Raw genomic sequence first — 15214 nt, 5'->3', positions numbered from 1 at the left:
GCAAGGCAAAGAAAAACCGCCCGGCTCAGCCGGGCGGTCGATTGGTCCAGTGACGATTACGTGTTCTTGATCTGCTCGATCGCCTGCGCCATCAACTCTTCCATGGTGCGGCGGATCTGATGGTCCGACTGGTTGACGCCTGCGGCGTCGAAATCCTTGCGGATCTTGCGGAAGACGTCGTGATCGCCGGCTTCCTCGATGTCGGAGACTACCACCTCCTTGGCATAGACCTCCGCGTCGGCGCCGGTTTTGCCGAGCTTTTCGGCGGCCCAGAGGCCGAGCGCCCTGTTGCGGCGCGCCGAGGCCTTGAAGCGGAGCTCCTCGTCGAAAACGAATTTGCGCTCGAAGCCCTCTTCGCGGTCTTTCATGCTGCTCATGACGTCCCTCCGGTCAAATCGATTCGCTTGGCGATGAATATGTGTGCTTACCCAGCACAAACCAAAAGGCCGCGGGCCGGTCAATATGCTACGTCGCATGCTGCGCTGCGGCATTTCGGTCTCGAAACCGGTTGATCGGCAGGATTTGCCGATTGAGCAAACATTACGATTGCTATAGACACCGGCATTGAACGCTACCGTCGCCGCAACTAATTTAGGCAGACGGACAGGAACTGGTCGCTTGCCGCCTGCCCGCCAATCCAGAGAAAAAATCAGATGAAAAATCGCCGCCGCATTTACGAAGGCAAGGCCAAGATCCTCTATGAAGGACCTGAGCCGGGAACGCTGATCCAGTTCTTCAAGGATGACGCCACCGCCTTCAACAAGAAGAAACACGAGGTGGTCGACGGCAAAGGCGTGCTCAACAACCGCATTTCCGAGCACATCTTCAACCACCTCAATCGCATGGGCATCCCGACCCATTTCATCCGCCGGCTCAACATGCGCGAGCAGCTGATCAAGGAAGTCGAGATCATCCCGCTCGAAGTGGTCGTGCGCAACGTCGCCGCCGGCTCGCTGGCAAAGCGCCTCGGCATCGAGGAAGGCACGGTGCTGCCGCGCTCGATCATCGAATTCTACTACAAGGCCGATGCGCTGGACGATCCGATGGTGTCGGAAGAGCACATCACCGCCTTCGGCTGGGCAAGCCCGCAGGAAATCGACGACATCATGGCTCTGGCCATTCGCGTCAACGACTTCCTCTCCGGTCTGTTCCTCGGCGTCGGCATCCAGCTCGTCGACTTCAAGATCGAATGCGGCCGCCTGTTCGAGGGCGATATGATGCGCATTGTCGTCGCCGACGAGATCTCGCCGGATTCCTGCCGCCTGTGGGACGTGGCGACCCAGGACAAGCTCGACAAGGACCGCTTCCGCCGCGACATGGGCGGGCTGGTCGAGGCTTATCAGGAAGTCGCCCGCCGTCTCGGCATCATGAACGAGAACGAGCCGCCGCGCCCGACAGGCCCGGTGCTCGTCGCCTCTTCCGAGCCGCCCAAGGGCATGAAGCACTGACTGCCAGCGGCTTGCCTTCAACGGCAGGTCCGCCGCAAGACCGATCATTCAGGAGTACCGATGAAAGCCCGCATCACCGTGACCCTCAAGAACGGCGTTCTCGACCCGCAGGGCAAGGCGATCGAGCATGCGCTCTCGGGGCTGGGCTTCGACGGCGTCGGCCAGGTGCGCCAGGGCAAGGTGTTTGACATCGAGCTCACCGGCACCGACAAGGCCAGGGCTGAAGCCGACCTCAAGGCCATGTGCGACAAGCTTCTGGCGAACACGGTGATTGAGAACTATAGTGTGGCCATAACCTGAGGTTGCGCCGGAGGCATTGTGCCTGAAGCCACAAGCGACTTGATGTACGAGCGTCTGAAGCGTGTACACCACGAGCCTGCGGAACTTCGCCAGGACTTTTCTGAGCAGAAGCGAGAGATGAACGTGCTTCGGGGCCACATGGCGGCAACTCAAAGTGATATTCACAACATCTACGGAATTCTCGCCCGTCAAGACGATCGCCTCGAACGTATCGAGCGCCGGCCAGACCTGCGAGAGCTCGCCGAAAACCAGAGGCCTTTCGAACCGAAATGAAATCAGCCGTCGTCCTCCTGCCTGGCCTCAACCGCGACCGTGACATGATCGCGGCGCTGACCAAGATCTCCGGTCAGGCGCCGGCGACCGTCTGGCAGACGGACACTGAAATCCCCGACGTCGACCTGATCGCCATTCCCGGTGGCTTCTCCTTCGGCGACTATCTGCGCTGCGGCGCGATCGCCGCACGCATGCCGGTGATGCGGGCGGTGGCGGAAAAGGCCGCCAAGGGCGTCATGGTCATCGGCGTCTGCAACGGCTTCCAGATCCTGGTCGAGGCGGGGCTGCTGCCGGGTGCCCTGATGCGCAACGCCTCGCTGAAGTTCGTCTGCCGGCAGGTGAAGCTCGAGATCGCCAACGCCAACACCATGTTCACCCGCCGCTACCAGCCTGGACAGATCATCCGCTCGCCGGTCGCGCACCATGACGGCAATTATTTCGCCGACGCCGAAACCCTTGCCCGCCTCGAAGGCGAAGGCCAGGTGGTGTTCCGCTATGCCGAAGGCACCAATCCCAACGGCTCGATCAACGACATCGCTGGCATCGTCAGCGAGAAGGGCAATGTGCTCGGCCTGATGCCGCATCCGGAGAACCTGATCGAGGCAGCACACGGCGGCAGCGACGGCCGGGCGCTGTTCGAAGGCGCGCTTGGCATCGCCGCTTGATCCCTTTTTAGACATTTCCTTTCAAAGCGCGGGGCGGACTGTATGAGAATGACGATTACTCGCCTTGCTCTCGTGGCTGCCGCCGGGGTTGCTCTAACATCCTGCCAGTCCGGCTCGAAGACCACACCGGCGCCGTCGGGCAAGAGCGCCTCGCTGCTCGCCATGGAGCAGGTCGCGATCGCGGCGCATAAATGCTGGATCGCCAGCAAGGACCCGGCCTTCAAGGCCTACCAGATGGCCAACGAGCTCAACTCCTACAGCGGCACGCCGCGTTTCCTGCTGGTTCCGGCCAAGCACTATGGCGGCAAGCCGCTGCTTGTCGTGCAGGCGCAGGGCAATTCCAGCAAGGTGGACGTGTTCGGGCCGCTGATGGCCGAGCCGCTCGGCGCGCGCATCGGCTCCGACATCGCCCGCTGGCAGGCCGGCAACCCGTCCTGCGCCGCTGCCGCGTGAGCCTGCCATGAGCCGGTTCCTGCAGATCGCAGGACTGGTTATCGGGCTCATCGCGCTCGTCCTGCAGTTTGCGATCACCGTTCCGGCGTCGATGGCGGCAGGCCGTAGCCTGCTCGGCTCGATCGTCTTCTATTTTAGCTTCTTCACCATCCTGACCAACATCGCGGCAGTGCTGGTGCATGCTTCGCTGCTGTCACCAACCGGCTATGCCTGGTTCCCGGCCTTCGCCGGGCGGCGCATGCGCGCCGGCGTCGCGGTCGCCATAACTCTGGTCTTCATCGTCTATTCGACCGTGCTGGCGCGCCTTTGGGCGCCAGAAGGCCTGTTCCTGCTGTGCGATATCCTGCTCCACTATGTGACGCCGCTGATCTTCGTGCTGTGGTGGCTGATCGCAGGCACCGATGGGAAAACGCGCTGGCGCGACATCTCCTGGTGGATGATCTATCCGATCGCCTATCTCGCCTGTGCGCTGATACGCTCCCCATTCGCCGGCGAGGTGCCCTACCCGTTCCTCGACGTGGGGAAGAACGGCGCGGCCAGCGTCGCCATTTCGGCGCTGGCCACGACTGCGCTGTTTCTCGGCCTATGCGTGCTCGCCGTGTTTGCCGATCACGGCGTCGCCCGTCTGCGGAATTGATCCGCAGCCCGCGTCCGGGAGCGATTAGTCCCAGAACGGCCTGATGCCTTCGCGATGGGCGTCGCAGCGCGAGATGCCGATATCCTTGAGTTGCTCGTCGGTCATCTCCAGCAGAGCAAGGCGCCCGCGACGGCGCTCCAGCATCCGCCCGATCTGCCTTGCGATGGAACGAAGCACAAGCGCCAGCCGGCCGACGAAGCCGCGCCAAACCGATGAATGGCCATACAATTCAGCGCCATTGCGATGGAATGCATCAATTGTATTCATATCTCGTTCTGCCAGACTGATGAATTGTACCCGTGCCACCCGTGATCTCATATCGATTGACTCATCGCGCGGTGCAATATAGAAAATTGTCACCATGACAAATTGGCTCCCCGATCTCTCCTCTGGCTCTGGCCCCCTGTATCAGCGTCTTGCTGACAGCATTGAGTCAGATATCGACAAGGGCGTCATCGATGCCGGTGCAAAACTGCCGCCGCAGCGCGACCTCGCCTATGACATCGGCACGACTGTCGGCACGGTCGGTAGGGCGTATCAGCTGCTGCGCGAGCGCGGGTTGGTGAGCGGCGAGGTCGGGCGCGGCACCTATGTGCTCGCGCAGCATGCCGAGAACCCAAAGCCCGAGCTGGAGCCCGCCGCGCTAGGCACCCGCCTCATCGATGCCCCGGCGGGCAAGCTGCGCTTCGACAGCACCGCCGCGCCCGATGTCGGCCAGGGCGCAACCATCGCCGAGCTGCTGGCGCGGACGGCGCAGGAGCATCCGCACGACATTTCAAGTTACACGCGCGATTTTCCCGAACGCTGGTACGAGGCCGGCAGCCGCTGGCTGTCGCGCAATTCCTTCCGGCCCTCGCCCGATTCAATCGTGCCGACGCTTGGCACCCATGCCGCCGTGATGGCGGCGATCGCCGCGCTCACCACGCCAGGCGACACGATCGTCTTCGAGCATCTCACCTATTCGCAGATCTCGCGCAGCGCCGGCCTGATCGGACGCCGCACGGCGCTCGTCTCGGCGGACGATGAAGGTCTCGACCCCGACGATTTCGAGCGCGTCTGCGCGCAGAAACACCCGAAGATGATGTTCGTGATGCCGACAGCGAAAAACCCGACCTTGGTGACGCTCTCGGCGGAGCGGCGCCAGGCGATCGCGCGCATCGCGCGTGAATACAATGTCACGCTGATCGAGGACGACCTCTATGGCGAGTTGACCGACGATCCGACGCCGCTGCTTGCCGAATATGCCCCCGAACGCACGATCGTCGCCGGCGGCCTGTCGAAATCGGTCGCGGCCGGTGTGCGCGGCGGCTGGCTGTCCTGCCCGCCTGCCTACCGCCACCGCATCCGCGTCGCGCACAAGATGATGACAGGCGGCCTGCCCTTCCTGCTGGCGGAGGTCGGAACGAGGCTGGTGATGTCGGGCCAGGCCGGCGAGATCCGCAAGCGCTGCATTGCCGAGATCCAGACGCGTCTCCATGCCGTGCGCGAGACGTTGGCGGGCTTCGACTTCAAGGCATGTGACAATGTGCCCTTCGTCTGGCTCACCTTGCCGGATCCCTGGCTGTCGGGCACGTTCAAGAATGCCTGCCTGGCGCAAGGCGTGCTCATCGACGACGAGGACGAGTTCAAGGCCGGTCGTTCCGAGCAGGTCTTCCACAGCGTCCGCTTCGGTGTCTCGCAACCCCGGCAGAGCAAGGATGTCGCCGGTGGCGTCGCGGTCATCCGCCGCCTGCTCGACGAAGGCCGCGCCGGCTACGACAGTTTTTCCTGACCGCCCGGCGCGCTGCCGGCTGAGCAGGCGCCGGCACGGCAGTTTTCCGGCGTTTTTCGTCATCCGGTGGGGTGTATCGCGCGAAAGCTTGCGATAAGAGGAGACTCGAAAATCACCCTCTCCCACGGATACAAATCGCCGCTCATGACCATTTCCAATTCCGTGCCGATCACCCCCGAACTCGTCGCCGCGCATGGGCTGAAGCCCGACGAATACCAGCGCATCCTCGACCTGGTCGGCCGCGAGCCGAGCTTCACCGAACTCGGCATCTTCTCGGCGATGTGGAACGAGCACTGCTCCTACAAGTCTTCAAAAAAATGGCTGCGCACGCTGCCCACCAGCGGCCCGCAGGTCATCCAGGGACCGGGCGAGAATGCCGGCGTGGTCGACATCGGCGACGGCGACTGCGTCGTCTTTAAGATGGAGAGCCACAACCACCCGTCCTACATCGAACCCTATCAGGGAGCCGCGACCGGCGTCGGCGGCATCCTGCGCGACGTCTTCACCATGGGCGCGCGGCCGGTCGCGGCGATGAACGCGCTGCGCTTCGGCGCGCCGGACCATCCCAAGACCCGGCATCTGGTCGCCGGCGTGGTTTCAGGCATCGGCGGCTACGGCAATTCCTTCGGCGTGCCGACCGTTGGCGGCGAGGTCAATTTCGACCCGCGTTACAACGGCAACATCCTTGTCAACGCGTTCGCGGCCGGTCTCGCCAAGACCAACGCTATCTTCCTGTCAGAGGCCAAGGGCGTCGGCCTGCCGGTCGTCTATCTCGGCGCCAAGACCGGACGCGACGGCGTCGGCGGCGCCACCATGGCCTCGGCCGAATTCGACGACAAGATCGAGGAGAAGCGTCCGACCGTCCAGGTCGGCGACCCCTTCACCGAAAAATGCCTGCTGGAGGCCTGCCTCGAGCTGATGGCCTCGGGCGCGGTCATCGCCATCCAGGACATGGGTGCCGCCGGCCTCACCTGCTCGGCGGTCGAGATGGGCGCAAAGGGCGATCTCGGCATCGAGCTTGATCTCGACAAGGTACCGGTGCGCGAGGAGCGCATGAGCGCCTACGAGATGATGCTGTCGGAGAGCCAGGAACGCATGCTGATGGTGCTGCGCCCCGAAAAGGAGGAGGAAGCCGAGGCGATCTTCCGCAAATGGGGCCTCGACTTCGCCATCGTCGGCAAGACCACTGACGACCTGCGCTTCCGCGTGCTGCACCAGGGCGACGAGGTCGCCAACCTGCCGATCAAGGAACTGGGAGACCAGGCGCCGGAATATGACCGCCCGTGGGTCGAAGCGAAGAAGCCGGCGCCGCTGGCCGCAAATGACGCGCCTAAGGCCGATGTCGCCGACGCGCTGCTCAAGATGCTTGGCGGGCCGGACCTCTCCTCGCGCCGCTGGGTCTGGGAACAGTACGACACGCTGATCCAGGGTAATTCGCTGCAGCTTCCTGGCGGCGACGCCGGCGTGGTACGGGTCGACGGCCATCCGACCAAGGCGCTCGCTTTCTCCTCCGACGTCACGCCGCGCTATTGCGAGGCCGATCCTTATGAGGGCGGCAAGCAGGCGGTGGCCGAATGCTGGCGCAATCTCACCGCGACCGGTGCCTTGCCGCTTGCGGCCACGGACAACCTCAATTTCGGCAATCCGGAACGGGCGGAGATCATGGGCCAGTTTGTCGGGGCGATTAAGGGCATCGGCGATGCCTGCCGCGCGCTCGGCTTCCCGATCGTCTCCGGCAACGTCTCGCTCTACAACGAAACCAACGGCCGCGGCATCCTGCCGACGCCGACCATCGGCGGCGTCGGGCTGATCGCCGACTGGTCGAAGATGGCCCGTATCGGCTTTGCCGCCGAGGGCCAGATGATCGTGCTGGTCGGCGCACCGCCAAGCTGGGGCAGCCATCTCGGCCAGTCCGTCTATATGCGCGATATCCACGGCCGCGCCGACGGCCCGCCGCCGCCTGTCGACCTCGAACATGAAAAGCGCGTCGGCGACCATGTGCGCGCGCTGATCGCTTCCGGCATCGTGACTGCCGCGCATGACGTCTCGGACGGCGGCCTTGCCGTGGCGCTGGCCGAAATGGCGATGGCCTCCGGCATCGGCGCCACCATTCCGGGTCTTACCGGCACAGATCCGATCCCGGTCTGGTTCGGCGAGGACCAGGGCCGTTATCTCGTGACGCTGTCGGTCGACCCGCAAAGCGGCGAATGGGACAAGATCCGCGAGGAGCAGGGCAAGCTCGGCATCTTCGCGCCGTGGATCGGCACGACCGGCGGTCGTGAATTGAAACTCGGCGAGACGAGGGCCATAGCGGTCAGTGAATTGACGGCAGCCCATGAGGGCTGGTTCCCGCGTTTCATGGATCTGGCCATTTGACCAGGCTGGCGGTCCGGGCACTGCTTGCAGTCGTCTTCTGGCCGTCCCTGTTCTTCTTCTGGTTTCTCGGCCCGTTCGTCTTTCTCCTGCTGTCGACAACCTCGAGCGAGATCTGTCCGCGGCTCGAAACGCGGGCGGAGTTCCTCGCCGCGGCCAACGGCACAATCCCGATGATTGCCGTTCAGAACCTCGTCTACGCGGTTCCGATTCTTTGCCTGGTTCTGTGGGAACGCCTTTTGCCGGAGCCGGCGCGGGCAAGGCATATCGTCACTTGCGTCAAGCTCTTTGCCGCTACGGTCGTTATCGGGGCGCTTTGGGCGTATGGCTCCTCGCTTATGTGCGATGGCTACGGCCGGCCGTTTTTCTCGCCGCTCTGGCAGTGGACGAGTTACTTGCCCTTGGTCGGTATAGTGATCAACGTTCCGATCTATGTGCTGACCTTCAGTCTCGGTCGCACCTACTCGACGCCTGAGGACGTGTCCGCCGGCGATGCGGCTCAGCCGGACCGGAATGTCCCGTGAACTCCCGGTCATGGACGGAACGGCTTCAATCCGGACCGGAAAGGTTCTACGCTTAGCCCCGACTCTCCTCGTACGGGCTGCACCGCTCCCCGCTCGAAAACAGGATTTTTGTCATGGCAATGGACGCGCACGACATCGAACGGCTGATCAAGGAAGGCATTCCGGACGCCAAGGTCACGATTCGCGACCTTGCCGGCGACGGCGACCACTACGCAGCCGAAGTGGTGGCCGAAAGCTTCCGCGGCAAAAGCCGAGTGCAGCAGCACCAGATGGTCTATGATGCGCTGAAGGGCAATATGGGCGGCTTGCTGCATGCACTTGCCCTGCAGACCAGCGTTCCGGACTGAACCCTGTCCACTCAGGCTTAGCCCAAAACGCACCATCCCTTGCGCCATCACGATGGCGTCGTGGCTAACGTCTTGTTTCAGCCAACCTATGGGTTTATTTGATGGACATGCTTCGAGCCTGACTCCCACAGGCATGAAAGGATCGTCCATGAGTGGCATCAACGACTACATCGACAGCGAAGTGAAGAGCAACGACGTGGTGCTTTTCATGAAGGGCACGCCTGGCTTCCCGCAGTGCGGCTTCTCCGGCCAGGTGGTGCAAATCCTCGACTATATCGGGGCCGACTACAAAGGCGTTAACGTGCTCGACTCGGCGGAACTGCGCCAGGGCATCAAGGATTATTCCAATTGGCCGACCATCCCGCAGCTCTACGTCAAGGGCGAGTTCGTCGGCGGTTGCGACATCGTACGCGAGATGTTCCAGGCCGGCGAGTTGCAGACATTCCTCGTCGAGAAGGGCGTCAGCGTCAAAGGCGCTGCCTGATTTGAGCGCGTAGGCTGGCGGCTCGGCCGGCACGCCAAGACTCCGGGGCCACCCCACCTCGGCATTGTGGTTCCCCGATTGGGGAACGAGACGAATCTATGCGCCGGTCCACCGGCGCATGTTCGTTTGAAAGATCGGACTTTGCCGTGGACAAGCAGGTTGAAGCGACGCAACGGGCAAGCAGCTTGCCCATTCCGCGCTGGGAATTCATTGCGCTCTGCGCGGCGCTGATGGCGCTCAATTCGCTCGCCATCGATATCATGCTGCCGGCGCTGCAGCAGATCGGCGCCTCGCTCGGCGTCGAGAATGAGAACCATCGCCAGTACGTCATCACCGCCTACATCCTCGGCTTCGGCACCGGACAGCTCTTCTTCGGGCCGATCTCCGATCGTTTCGGCCGCCGTGCGCCGCTGGTCGCCGGCCTGATCATCTATGTCGCGGCGGTGGCTGCCGCTGCTGTGGCTCCAACCTTCGGCGTCCTGCTCGCCTGCCGTATCGTGCAAGGCATCGGCGCGGCGGCGACGCGCGTCATCGCCGTTTCGATCGTGCGCGACACCTTCGAGGGCCGTCGCATGGCCGAGGTGATGTCATTGATCTTCATGGTGTTCATGGCGATCCCGGTCGTCGCGCCCGGCATCGGCCAGTTCATCATGCTGTTCGCCACCTGGCACTGGATCTTCGTCACCATGGCCGTCGGCGCGCTGATCGTGTCGGCATGGTCGCTGCTGCGACTGCCGGAAACGCTGCATCCGGAATACCGCCGCCCGCTGACGGTCAACGCGGTCGTCGGCGGCTTCCGCATCGTGCTCACCAACCGCATTGCGCTTTCCTACGCCTTTGCCAGCACCTTTATCTTCGGCGCGATGTTCGGCTTCATCAATTCGGCGCAGCAGATCTATCTAGATGTCTTCCATGTCGGCGAGCTGTTCCCCTTGATTTTCGCCGGCGTTGCCGGCGTGCTCGCCTTCTCGAACTTCCTCAACGCGCGGCTCGTAGGCAAGGTCGGCATGCGCCGCCTGTCGCAAAGCGCGTTGCTCTTGTTCCTCGCCATCAGCCTGATCTGGCTCGTCGTCTCACTCGAAATGCAGATGCCGCTCTGGCTGTTCATCACCTTCTTTGCCGGTGCTATGGTGCCGTTCGGTTGCCTCGGCGCGAATTTCAACGCGCTTGCGATGGAGCCGCTCGGCGAGCTTGCCGGCACGGCGTCCTCCATCCTCGGCTTCATGCAGACCTTTCTCGGCGGCCTCCTCGGCACGTTGATAGGCCAGGCCTATAACGGCACGGTCACGCCATTGGCCGCCGGCTTCTGCAGCGTGTCCGTCGCAGCCTTGCTGATGATCTTGATTGCCGAGCGCGGGCGGCTGTTCCAGCCCCACAATCCGCCGGTTTGAGCCAATCTAGGGTGTGCCGAGATTCAGGTCAGGCCGAGTCGAAAATCGTGGATTCCGAGAACCGGAACGGAGCGGACATTTAGGTCCGTGAGTACCGGAAGCGCAGGAAGCCGCCATTTGCAGACCGGCATCACCTGAATGTCGGCGCACCCTACTCCGCCCAGAGCTCGCGGCGCAGTTGATCCCAGCTTTGTTTGTCGGGGGCCACCAGCAGGCCGCCATCGACATGCGACGGCAGATAAGGATCGCCGTCGATCCGCGCGGCGTGGCCGCCCGCTTCCTGATGGATCAGCACACCCGCAAGGTGATCCCACGGCATCAGCTTGTTGTAGACGACGAAATGTGCGTGCCCGCTGGCCAGCAGCCGGTATTCGTGCGCCGCGCAACGATAGCCGAACTGCGACAGCGCCTTGGTCTGGTTGCGCGCGAGCCGCGAGCGCTCCGGTTCCTTCAGATACTGCCACGAGACCGCGCCGGTCATCTGAGAGATCGGCACAGGCTCGGCAACCTTGACCTTCTCCAGCGCGCCATGCGCGTGGCGGATATGGCTGCCGGCCCCTTTGGCGCCGATCAGCCAGTCTTTGCCCACCGGATCGTGGATGATGCCGGCAACCGTCTCGCCTTTGACGACGACGCCCAGCATGACGCCGAAGAGCGGCACGCCGGAGGCGAAGTTGAAGGTGCCGTCGACCGGATCTATGACGAAGGCGAGTTCGGCATCGCCAAGGCCCTTAAGCAAAGCTGGATTGTCGGAGCAGGCCTCCTCGCCGACGATCATCGCCGAGGGATAACGCTCGCGCAGCCTGGCGGCGATCAGCCTTTCGGCATTGACGTCCGCCTCGGTCACCAGATCGGCCGCCGAGGTCTTCTGGCGGACGTCGCCCTCGCCCAGCCGGCGGAAGCGCGGCATGATTTCAGCCCTGGCTGCATCGGCGAGAAGGTCGGCCAGCCAGTCGATCGCGCGGTCGTCAAATGTCATCGGAAATGTCTTGCCCTGTGGTGAGGCGCGCATCGAGCGCGGCGAAGTCGAACAGTTTTCGGTCAAGCAGGTGTGAGGGCCGCACATTGGTCATGGCACGGATCATCGTGTCCTTGCGGCCAGGCATGCGTTTCTCGATGTCGTCGAGCATCGCCTTCATGGCGTTGCGCTGCAGCCCTTCCTGGCTGCCGCAGAGGTCGCACGGGATGATCGGGAACTTCATGGCGCCGGCGAACTTCTCTAGATCCACCTCGGCGCAATAGGCGAGCGGGCGAAGAACCATGACGTCGCCCTCGTCGTTGATAAGCTTGGGCGGCATGGCGGCGAGACGCCCGCCATGAAAGAGGTTCATGAAGAAGGTTTCGAGGATGTCCTCGCGGTGGTGGCCAAGCACCAGCGCCGAGCACCCCTCTTCGCGCGCGATGCGGTAGAGATGGCCGCGCCTCAGCCGCGAGCAGAGCGAGCAATAGGTGCTGCCCTCGGGCAGCTTGTCGGTGACCACCGAATAGGTGTCCTGGTACTCGATGCGATGCGGGATGCCGTTGGCTGTGAGATAGTCCGGCAGGATGTGTTTCGGAAAATTCGGCTGGCCCTGGTCGAGATTGCAGGCGAGCAGCTCGACCGGCAGCAGGCCACGCCATTTGAGGTCGAGCAGCAAGGCGAGCAGGCCATAGGAATCCTTGCCGCCGGAGAGCGCCACCAGCCAGCGCTGGCCGGGCTTCAACATGGCGAAGTCCTCGATCGCCTGGCGGGTGAGCCTCAAGAGCCGCTTGCGCAGCTTGTTGAACTCGACCGAGGACGGCACGTCGCGAAACAGCGGATGAAACCCGCCCTCTCCCTCGTCGGCGATCGGCTCAAGCGATTTGACGTCTGGCAGCATGTTCATGGCGCGTAGGCCCCGCGATCTTTGCTGCCGCTGGACTTAACGGACATGACCGACAAAGAAAAGGCCGCCTCGAGGGCGGCCTTCGATGATCTCGCTGATTGACTTAGATCAGCGCGAATAGAATTCGACGACCAGGTTCGGTTCCATCTGGACAGCGAACGGCACGTCCGCCAGGCCGGGAACGCGGCTGTAGGTCGCGGTCATCTTGTTGTGGTCGGCCTCGATGTAGTCCGGCACGTCGCGCTCGGCAAGACCGACCGATTCCAAGACGATGACGAGTTGCTTCGACTTCTCGCGCACCTCGATGACGTCGCCCGGCTTGCAGCGGTACGAACCGATATTGGTGCGCTTGCCGTTGACGTTGACGTGGCCGTGGTTGACGAACTGACGGGCGGCGAAGATGGTCGGCGCGAACTTGGCGCGATAGACGATCGCGTCGAGACGCGACTCCAGCAGGCCGATCAGGTTCTCGGAAGTGTCGCCCTTGCGGCGGTTGGCCTCTTCATAGACCTTGCGGAACTGCTTTTCCGAAACGTCGCCATAGTGGCCCTTCAGCTTCTGCTTGGCGCGCAGCTGCAGGCCGAAGTCGGAAAGCTTGCCCTTGCGGCGCTGGCCGTGCTGGCCGGGGCCGTATTCACGCTTGTTGACCGGGGACTTCGGGCGGCCCCAGATGTTTTCGCCGAGACGGCGGTCGATCTTGTATTTCGCGGATTCGCGCTTGCTCATCGCATTCCCTTTCAAAACGATATACCCGGAACCCCATGGCTCCGGGTGAAGGAAACGCGCCCTCCTCTGGCCTCCGTTTTCGAGACCTGACAGGGTTTTCCACGCAACGCGACGGAAAACCCACGGGACACGTCAGTTCGAACAAGACCGCCGACAGACTGGCTTCCGGTGAGGTCTCGCCCATGCAAAAGAAACCACCGGGCGTCGCCACCCGGTGTTGGAAGGCCTGTTAAACAGAGATTTAACCGGTGTCAAGCTTGTGACTGGCGACGCAGCGGGCGACTCTATACCATCCTGCGTTGCATGCGGTGCCAGATGTGGCGGACGCCGACGGCATCGGGGCGGGGTACAACTATTTTGGACGTAAGCTTGCCCTGACACTTTGATGAAGGGACTGGAGCAGAGGAGTCCGAATTCCCATGAAGACGTTCTTCCTTACGTTGACCGGAGCCGCGGTGTTGGCGGGATCGATGGCGGTCATGGCGCCGGAGCCTGCCATGGCAAGGCACTGGCATGGCCATAAGCAGGTCTGCCGCGTCGTGGTGAAGAAACGAGTCGTCTGGCGGCACGGCCACCGTCACGTCGTTCGCTACAAGGTGCGGCACTGCTGGTGGCGCCGGTAATTGCCGGCCTCGATCCAATCCAGACGAAGCCCGCGGTTCATCCCGCGGGCTTTTTCTATCGGGGTGTCCGACCCTGGCAGCCCGACAGGAATTCATGACTTCTTGTTGGGCAGGCCTTTGCGCTTGGTTTCGGCGAATTCCTCGAGCTGCTTCTCGCTCATCGATTCATACATGTCACGCGAAGCGCCTTTGAGCTCGCTCTTCTTGATCTCGCCGCGCTTGGCCGCGAGCGCGGCGCCGGCGGCCTTCTGCTGAGCTTGTGATGTGGCGGGCATGATTAGCTCCTCCTTTGCTGTAAGGAGAAACGCTGGCCCGCGGCCGCAGTTCCAGCGCTAGCGCGCGGTCAAGCCAAAGCCCTGGATGAGCCGTTTCGTGGCGAAATCCACCTTGCCGGAGGTGAAGACGGCGATATCCGGCTCGCTATCGCCGGACGGTTCGCCGACCGGTTCGAGCAGCGACATGGCGCGCCTGGCGATCGCTTCCGCCGGATCGATCCAGTCGACAGGCCAGGGCGCCGTCTTGCGCATGCGGTTGGCCAGGAACGGATAATGCGTGCAGGCGAGCACGACGATGTCGGTGCGCTGGCCGTCGCGCTCGATGAAGCACGGCGTGATCTCGGCGCGCACGGCCTCCTCGTCGACAAAGCCCTCGCGCATATAGATCTCGGCAAGTCCGGCAAGCCTGTCGCTGCCGACCAGGCGGACATGGCATTTCTGCGCCCATTTGCTGATCAGGTCGCGCGTGTATTGGCGCTTCACCGTGCCCGGCGTCGCCAGCACCGACACCAGGCCGGAACGCGTGCGCTCCGCCGCCGGCTTGATCGCCGGCACGGTGCCGACAAAGGGATGGCCAGGGAATTTTTCGCGCAGCGCATCGATCACCAGGGTCGAGGCGGTGTTGCAGGCGATGACGGAAATCGCCGGCTGCAGCCGGTCGAGCAATTTGCCGAACAGTGCCAGTATGTGTTGCTTGAGCGCCGGCTCTTCCCATGCGCCGTAAGGAAATGCTGCATCGTCGGCGACATAGACGAAGCGGCGGTCCGGCATCAGCACGCGCGCCTCGCGCAGCACCGTCAGTCCGCCGACGCCGGAATCGAACATCAAGATCGGGCGCTGGCTTGATCGATCGTTCATTGTCATCCGACCACAGGAAGAAGCTGACCCATGATTTGGCCAACGGCGCTTCTATCCTGAACGATCATGGTCTTGAAGTGGCAAACGCCAGCAGCTTTTGCGCAATGCTGTCCTGCTCAGAGCCCGCGCTTGCCGAAACCGGCAGGACGCGGCCGGCCGAACGGCTGCGGCGCCGGACGCGTGGCTTGCGCCGCAGCCGGA

21 protein-coding genes are annotated in these 15214 nt (G+C 63.1%); 14 read left to right on the top strand and 7 right to left on the bottom strand.

Annotation, left to right across the window (positions count from 1 at the left end; all coding sequences use genetic code 11):
- Positions 1-56: 56 nt before the first annotated feature.
- Positions 57-377, bottom strand: a complete 321-nt coding sequence (locus DH10_RS10840; RefSeq protein WP_192253929.1) for a DUF1476 domain-containing protein — start codon at positions 375-377, stop codon at positions 57-59.
- Positions 378-653: 276 nt separating this feature from the next.
- Between DH10_RS10840 and purC the strand changes: the two genes are divergently transcribed.
- From purC to DH10_RS10810, 6 genes are read left to right on the top strand one after another with little or no spacing between them, the layout of a single operon-like run.
- Entirely contained in the window at positions 654-1448 is a 795-nt protein-coding gene (gene purC, locus DH10_RS10835) for a phosphoribosylaminoimidazolesuccinocarboxamide synthase (RefSeq protein ID WP_124997632.1), read from the top strand.
- 60 nt (positions 1449-1508) lie between these two features.
- On the top strand, positions 1509-1748 hold the full coding sequence (gene purS / locus DH10_RS10830; protein ID WP_192253926.1) for a phosphoribosylformylglycinamidine synthase subunit PurS: 240 nt from the start codon (positions 1509-1511) through the stop codon (positions 1746-1748).
- Between the two features lie 18 nt (positions 1749-1766).
- Positions 1767-2021: a hypothetical protein gene (locus DH10_RS10825; RefSeq protein WP_192253924.1), complete on the top strand. Its 255-nt coding sequence runs from the start codon at positions 1767-1769 to the stop codon at positions 2019-2021.
- Positions 2018-2686: a phosphoribosylformylglycinamidine synthase subunit PurQ gene (gene purQ, locus DH10_RS10820; protein WP_192253922.1), complete on the top strand. Its 669-nt coding sequence runs from the start codon at positions 2018-2020 to the stop codon at positions 2684-2686. Before DH10_RS10825 ends, purQ begins: the two co-directional genes overlap by 4 nt.
- 42 nt (positions 2687-2728) lie before the next feature.
- Positions 2729-3139, top strand: a complete 411-nt coding sequence (locus DH10_RS10815; protein ID WP_192253920.1) for a hypothetical protein — start codon at positions 2729-2731, stop codon at positions 3137-3139.
- Between the two features lie 7 nt (positions 3140-3146).
- Positions 3147-3776 carry a Pr6Pr family membrane protein gene (locus tag DH10_RS10810; RefSeq protein WP_192253918.1) on the top strand — a complete coding sequence of 210 codons (630 nt, stop codon included), beginning with the start codon at positions 3147-3149 and terminating at the stop codon, positions 3774-3776.
- 24 nt (positions 3777-3800) lie between these two features.
- Here the strand turns inward: DH10_RS10810 and DH10_RS10805 are convergent, their stop codons facing one another.
- Positions 3801-4043 carry a DUF1127 domain-containing protein gene (locus DH10_RS10805; RefSeq protein WP_192254047.1) on the bottom strand — a complete coding sequence of 81 codons (243 nt, stop codon included), beginning with the start codon at positions 4041-4043 and terminating at the stop codon, positions 3801-3803.
- Positions 4044-4137: 94 nt separating this feature from the next.
- Here DH10_RS10805 and DH10_RS10800 point away from each other — a divergent pair, with 94 nt between their 5' ends.
- From DH10_RS10800 to DH10_RS10775, 6 genes are all read left to right on the top strand, one after another.
- The gene (locus DH10_RS10800; protein WP_192253916.1) at positions 4138-5547 is read left to right on the top strand and encodes an aminotransferase-like domain-containing protein; all 1410 of its coding nucleotides are present in this window, start codon (positions 4138-4140) and stop codon (positions 5545-5547) included.
- Between the two features lie 144 nt (positions 5548-5691).
- Positions 5692-7923: a phosphoribosylformylglycinamidine synthase subunit PurL gene (gene purL / locus DH10_RS10795; protein ID WP_192253914.1), complete on the top strand. Its 2232-nt coding sequence runs from the start codon at positions 5692-5694 to the stop codon at positions 7921-7923.
- Complete coding sequence (locus DH10_RS10790) at positions 7920-8444, top strand: hypothetical protein (protein WP_192253913.1); 525 nt, start codon at positions 7920-7922, stop codon at positions 8442-8444. Before purL ends, DH10_RS10790 begins: the two co-directional genes overlap by 4 nt.
- A gap of 113 nt (positions 8445-8557) precedes the next feature.
- A complete protein-coding gene (locus tag DH10_RS10785; protein ID WP_192253911.1) occupies positions 8558-8791 on the top strand; it encodes a BolA/IbaG family iron-sulfur metabolism protein in 234 nt (77 codons plus the stop codon).
- Between the two features lie 148 nt (positions 8792-8939).
- Positions 8940-9275: a Grx4 family monothiol glutaredoxin gene (grxD, locus tag DH10_RS10780; protein ID WP_120015458.1), complete on the top strand. Its 336-nt coding sequence runs from the start codon at positions 8940-8942 to the stop codon at positions 9273-9275.
- A 146-nt stretch (positions 9276-9421) separates the two neighbouring features.
- On the top strand, positions 9422-10666 hold the full coding sequence (locus DH10_RS10775; protein ID WP_312891306.1) for a multidrug effflux MFS transporter: 1245 nt from the start codon (positions 9422-9424) through the stop codon (positions 10664-10666).
- A 151-nt stretch (positions 10667-10817) separates the two neighbouring features.
- Here the strand turns inward: DH10_RS10775 and DH10_RS10770 are convergent, their stop codons facing one another.
- The 3 genes from DH10_RS10770 to rpsD all read right to left on the bottom strand — a co-directional run bounded on the left by DH10_RS10770 (position 10818) and on the right by rpsD (position 13257).
- Positions 10818-11645, bottom strand: a complete 828-nt coding sequence (locus DH10_RS10770) for an inositol monophosphatase family protein (RefSeq protein ID WP_192253907.1) — start codon at positions 11643-11645, stop codon at positions 10818-10820.
- A complete protein-coding gene (ttcA, locus tag DH10_RS10765; RefSeq protein ID WP_192253905.1) occupies positions 11635-12531 on the bottom strand; it encodes a tRNA 2-thiocytidine(32) synthetase TtcA in 897 nt (298 codons plus the stop codon). Before ttcA ends, DH10_RS10770 begins: the two co-directional genes overlap by 11 nt.
- 108 nt (positions 12532-12639) lie before the next feature.
- Positions 12640-13257, bottom strand: coding sequence for a 30S ribosomal protein S4 (rpsD, locus tag DH10_RS10760; protein ID WP_192253904.1), 618 nt, complete (start codon positions 13255-13257; stop codon positions 12640-12642).
- A gap of 419 nt (positions 13258-13676) precedes the next feature.
- Between rpsD and DH10_RS10755 the strand changes: the two genes are divergently transcribed.
- A complete protein-coding gene (locus DH10_RS10755) occupies positions 13677-13880 on the top strand; it encodes a hypothetical protein (protein WP_192253903.1) in 204 nt (67 codons plus the stop codon).
- 92 nt (positions 13881-13972) lie between these two features.
- Here DH10_RS10755 and DH10_RS10750 read toward each other — a convergent pair whose 3' ends face one another.
- Both DH10_RS10750 and murI read right to left on the bottom strand, forming a co-directional pair.
- Complete coding sequence (locus tag DH10_RS10750) at positions 13973-14155, bottom strand: DUF3008 family protein (protein WP_192253902.1); 183 nt, start codon at positions 14153-14155, stop codon at positions 13973-13975.
- Positions 14156-14212: 57 nt separating this feature from the next.
- Positions 14213-15013 (bottom strand): glutamate racemase, encoded by an 801-nt coding sequence (gene murI / locus DH10_RS10745; RefSeq protein WP_192253901.1) that lies wholly within the window; start codon positions 15011-15013, stop codon positions 14213-14215.
- Between murI and DH10_RS36280 the strand changes: the two genes are divergently transcribed.
- Positions 14998-15214, top strand: a 217-nt coding sequence (locus DH10_RS36280) for a hypothetical protein (protein WP_210327776.1), incomplete at its 3' end; no start/stop codon positions are given. The genes murI and DH10_RS36280 overlap by 16 nt on opposite strands.

The sequence above is a fragment of the Mesorhizobium silamurunense genome, assembly GCF_014843825.1.
Taxonomy (GTDB): Bacteria; Pseudomonadota; Alphaproteobacteria; order Rhizobiales; family Rhizobiaceae; genus Mesorhizobium; species Mesorhizobium silamurunense.
Note: the sequence above shows the minus strand (reverse complement) of the source record. Positions and strands in the feature narration are given on the sequence as shown.

What these genes read in the sequence shown, in the direction of transcription:
- murI (WP_192253901.1), bottom strand. Translation starts at nt 15,013, where the DNA reads ATGAACGATCGATCAAGCCAGCGCCCGATCTTGATGTTCGATTCCGGC.
- purQ (WP_192253922.1), top strand. Translation starts at nt 2,018, where the DNA reads ATGAAATCAGCCGTCGTCCTCCTGCCTGGCCTCAACCGCGACCGTGAC.
- DH10_RS10785 (WP_192253911.1), top strand. Translation starts at nt 8,558, where the DNA reads ATGGCAATGGACGCGCACGACATCGAACGGCTGATCAAGGAAGGCATT.
- purL (WP_192253914.1), top strand. Translation starts at nt 5,692, where the DNA reads ATGACCATTTCCAATTCCGTGCCGATCACCCCCGAACTCGTCGCCGCG.
- DH10_RS10810 (WP_192253918.1), top strand. Translation starts at nt 3,147, where the DNA reads ATGAGCCGGTTCCTGCAGATCGCAGGACTGGTTATCGGGCTCATCGCG.
- DH10_RS10770 (WP_192253907.1), bottom strand. Translation starts at nt 11,645, where the DNA reads ATGACATTTGACGACCGCGCGATCGACTGGCTGGCCGACCTTCTCGCC.
- DH10_RS10750 (WP_192253902.1), bottom strand. Translation starts at nt 14,155, where the DNA reads ATGCCCGCCACATCACAAGCTCAGCAGAAGGCCGCCGGCGCCGCGCTC.
- ttcA (WP_192253905.1), bottom strand. Translation starts at nt 12,531, where the DNA reads ATGAACATGCTGCCAGACGTCAAATCGCTTGAGCCGATCGCCGACGAG.
- rpsD (WP_192253904.1), bottom strand. Translation starts at nt 13,257, where the DNA reads ATGAGCAAGCGCGAATCCGCGAAATACAAGATCGACCGCCGTCTCGGC.
- DH10_RS10800 (WP_192253916.1), top strand. Translation starts at nt 4,138, where the DNA reads ATGACAAATTGGCTCCCCGATCTCTCCTCTGGCTCTGGCCCCCTGTAT.
- DH10_RS10805 (WP_192254047.1), bottom strand. Translation starts at nt 4,043, where the DNA reads ATGAATACAATTGATGCATTCCATCGCAATGGCGCTGAATTGTATGGC.
- purS (WP_192253926.1), top strand. Translation starts at nt 1,509, where the DNA reads ATGAAAGCCCGCATCACCGTGACCCTCAAGAACGGCGTTCTCGACCCG.
- DH10_RS10840 (WP_192253929.1), bottom strand. Translation starts at nt 377, where the DNA reads ATGAGCAGCATGAAAGACCGCGAAGAGGGCTTCGAGCGCAAATTCGTT.
- purC (WP_124997632.1), top strand. Translation starts at nt 654, where the DNA reads ATGAAAAATCGCCGCCGCATTTACGAAGGCAAGGCCAAGATCCTCTAT.
- DH10_RS10815 (WP_192253920.1), top strand. Translation starts at nt 2,729, where the DNA reads ATGAGAATGACGATTACTCGCCTTGCTCTCGTGGCTGCCGCCGGGGTT.
- grxD (WP_120015458.1), top strand. Translation starts at nt 8,940, where the DNA reads ATGAGTGGCATCAACGACTACATCGACAGCGAAGTGAAGAGCAACGAC.
- DH10_RS10755 (WP_192253903.1), top strand. Translation starts at nt 13,677, where the DNA reads ATGAAGACGTTCTTCCTTACGTTGACCGGAGCCGCGGTGTTGGCGGGA.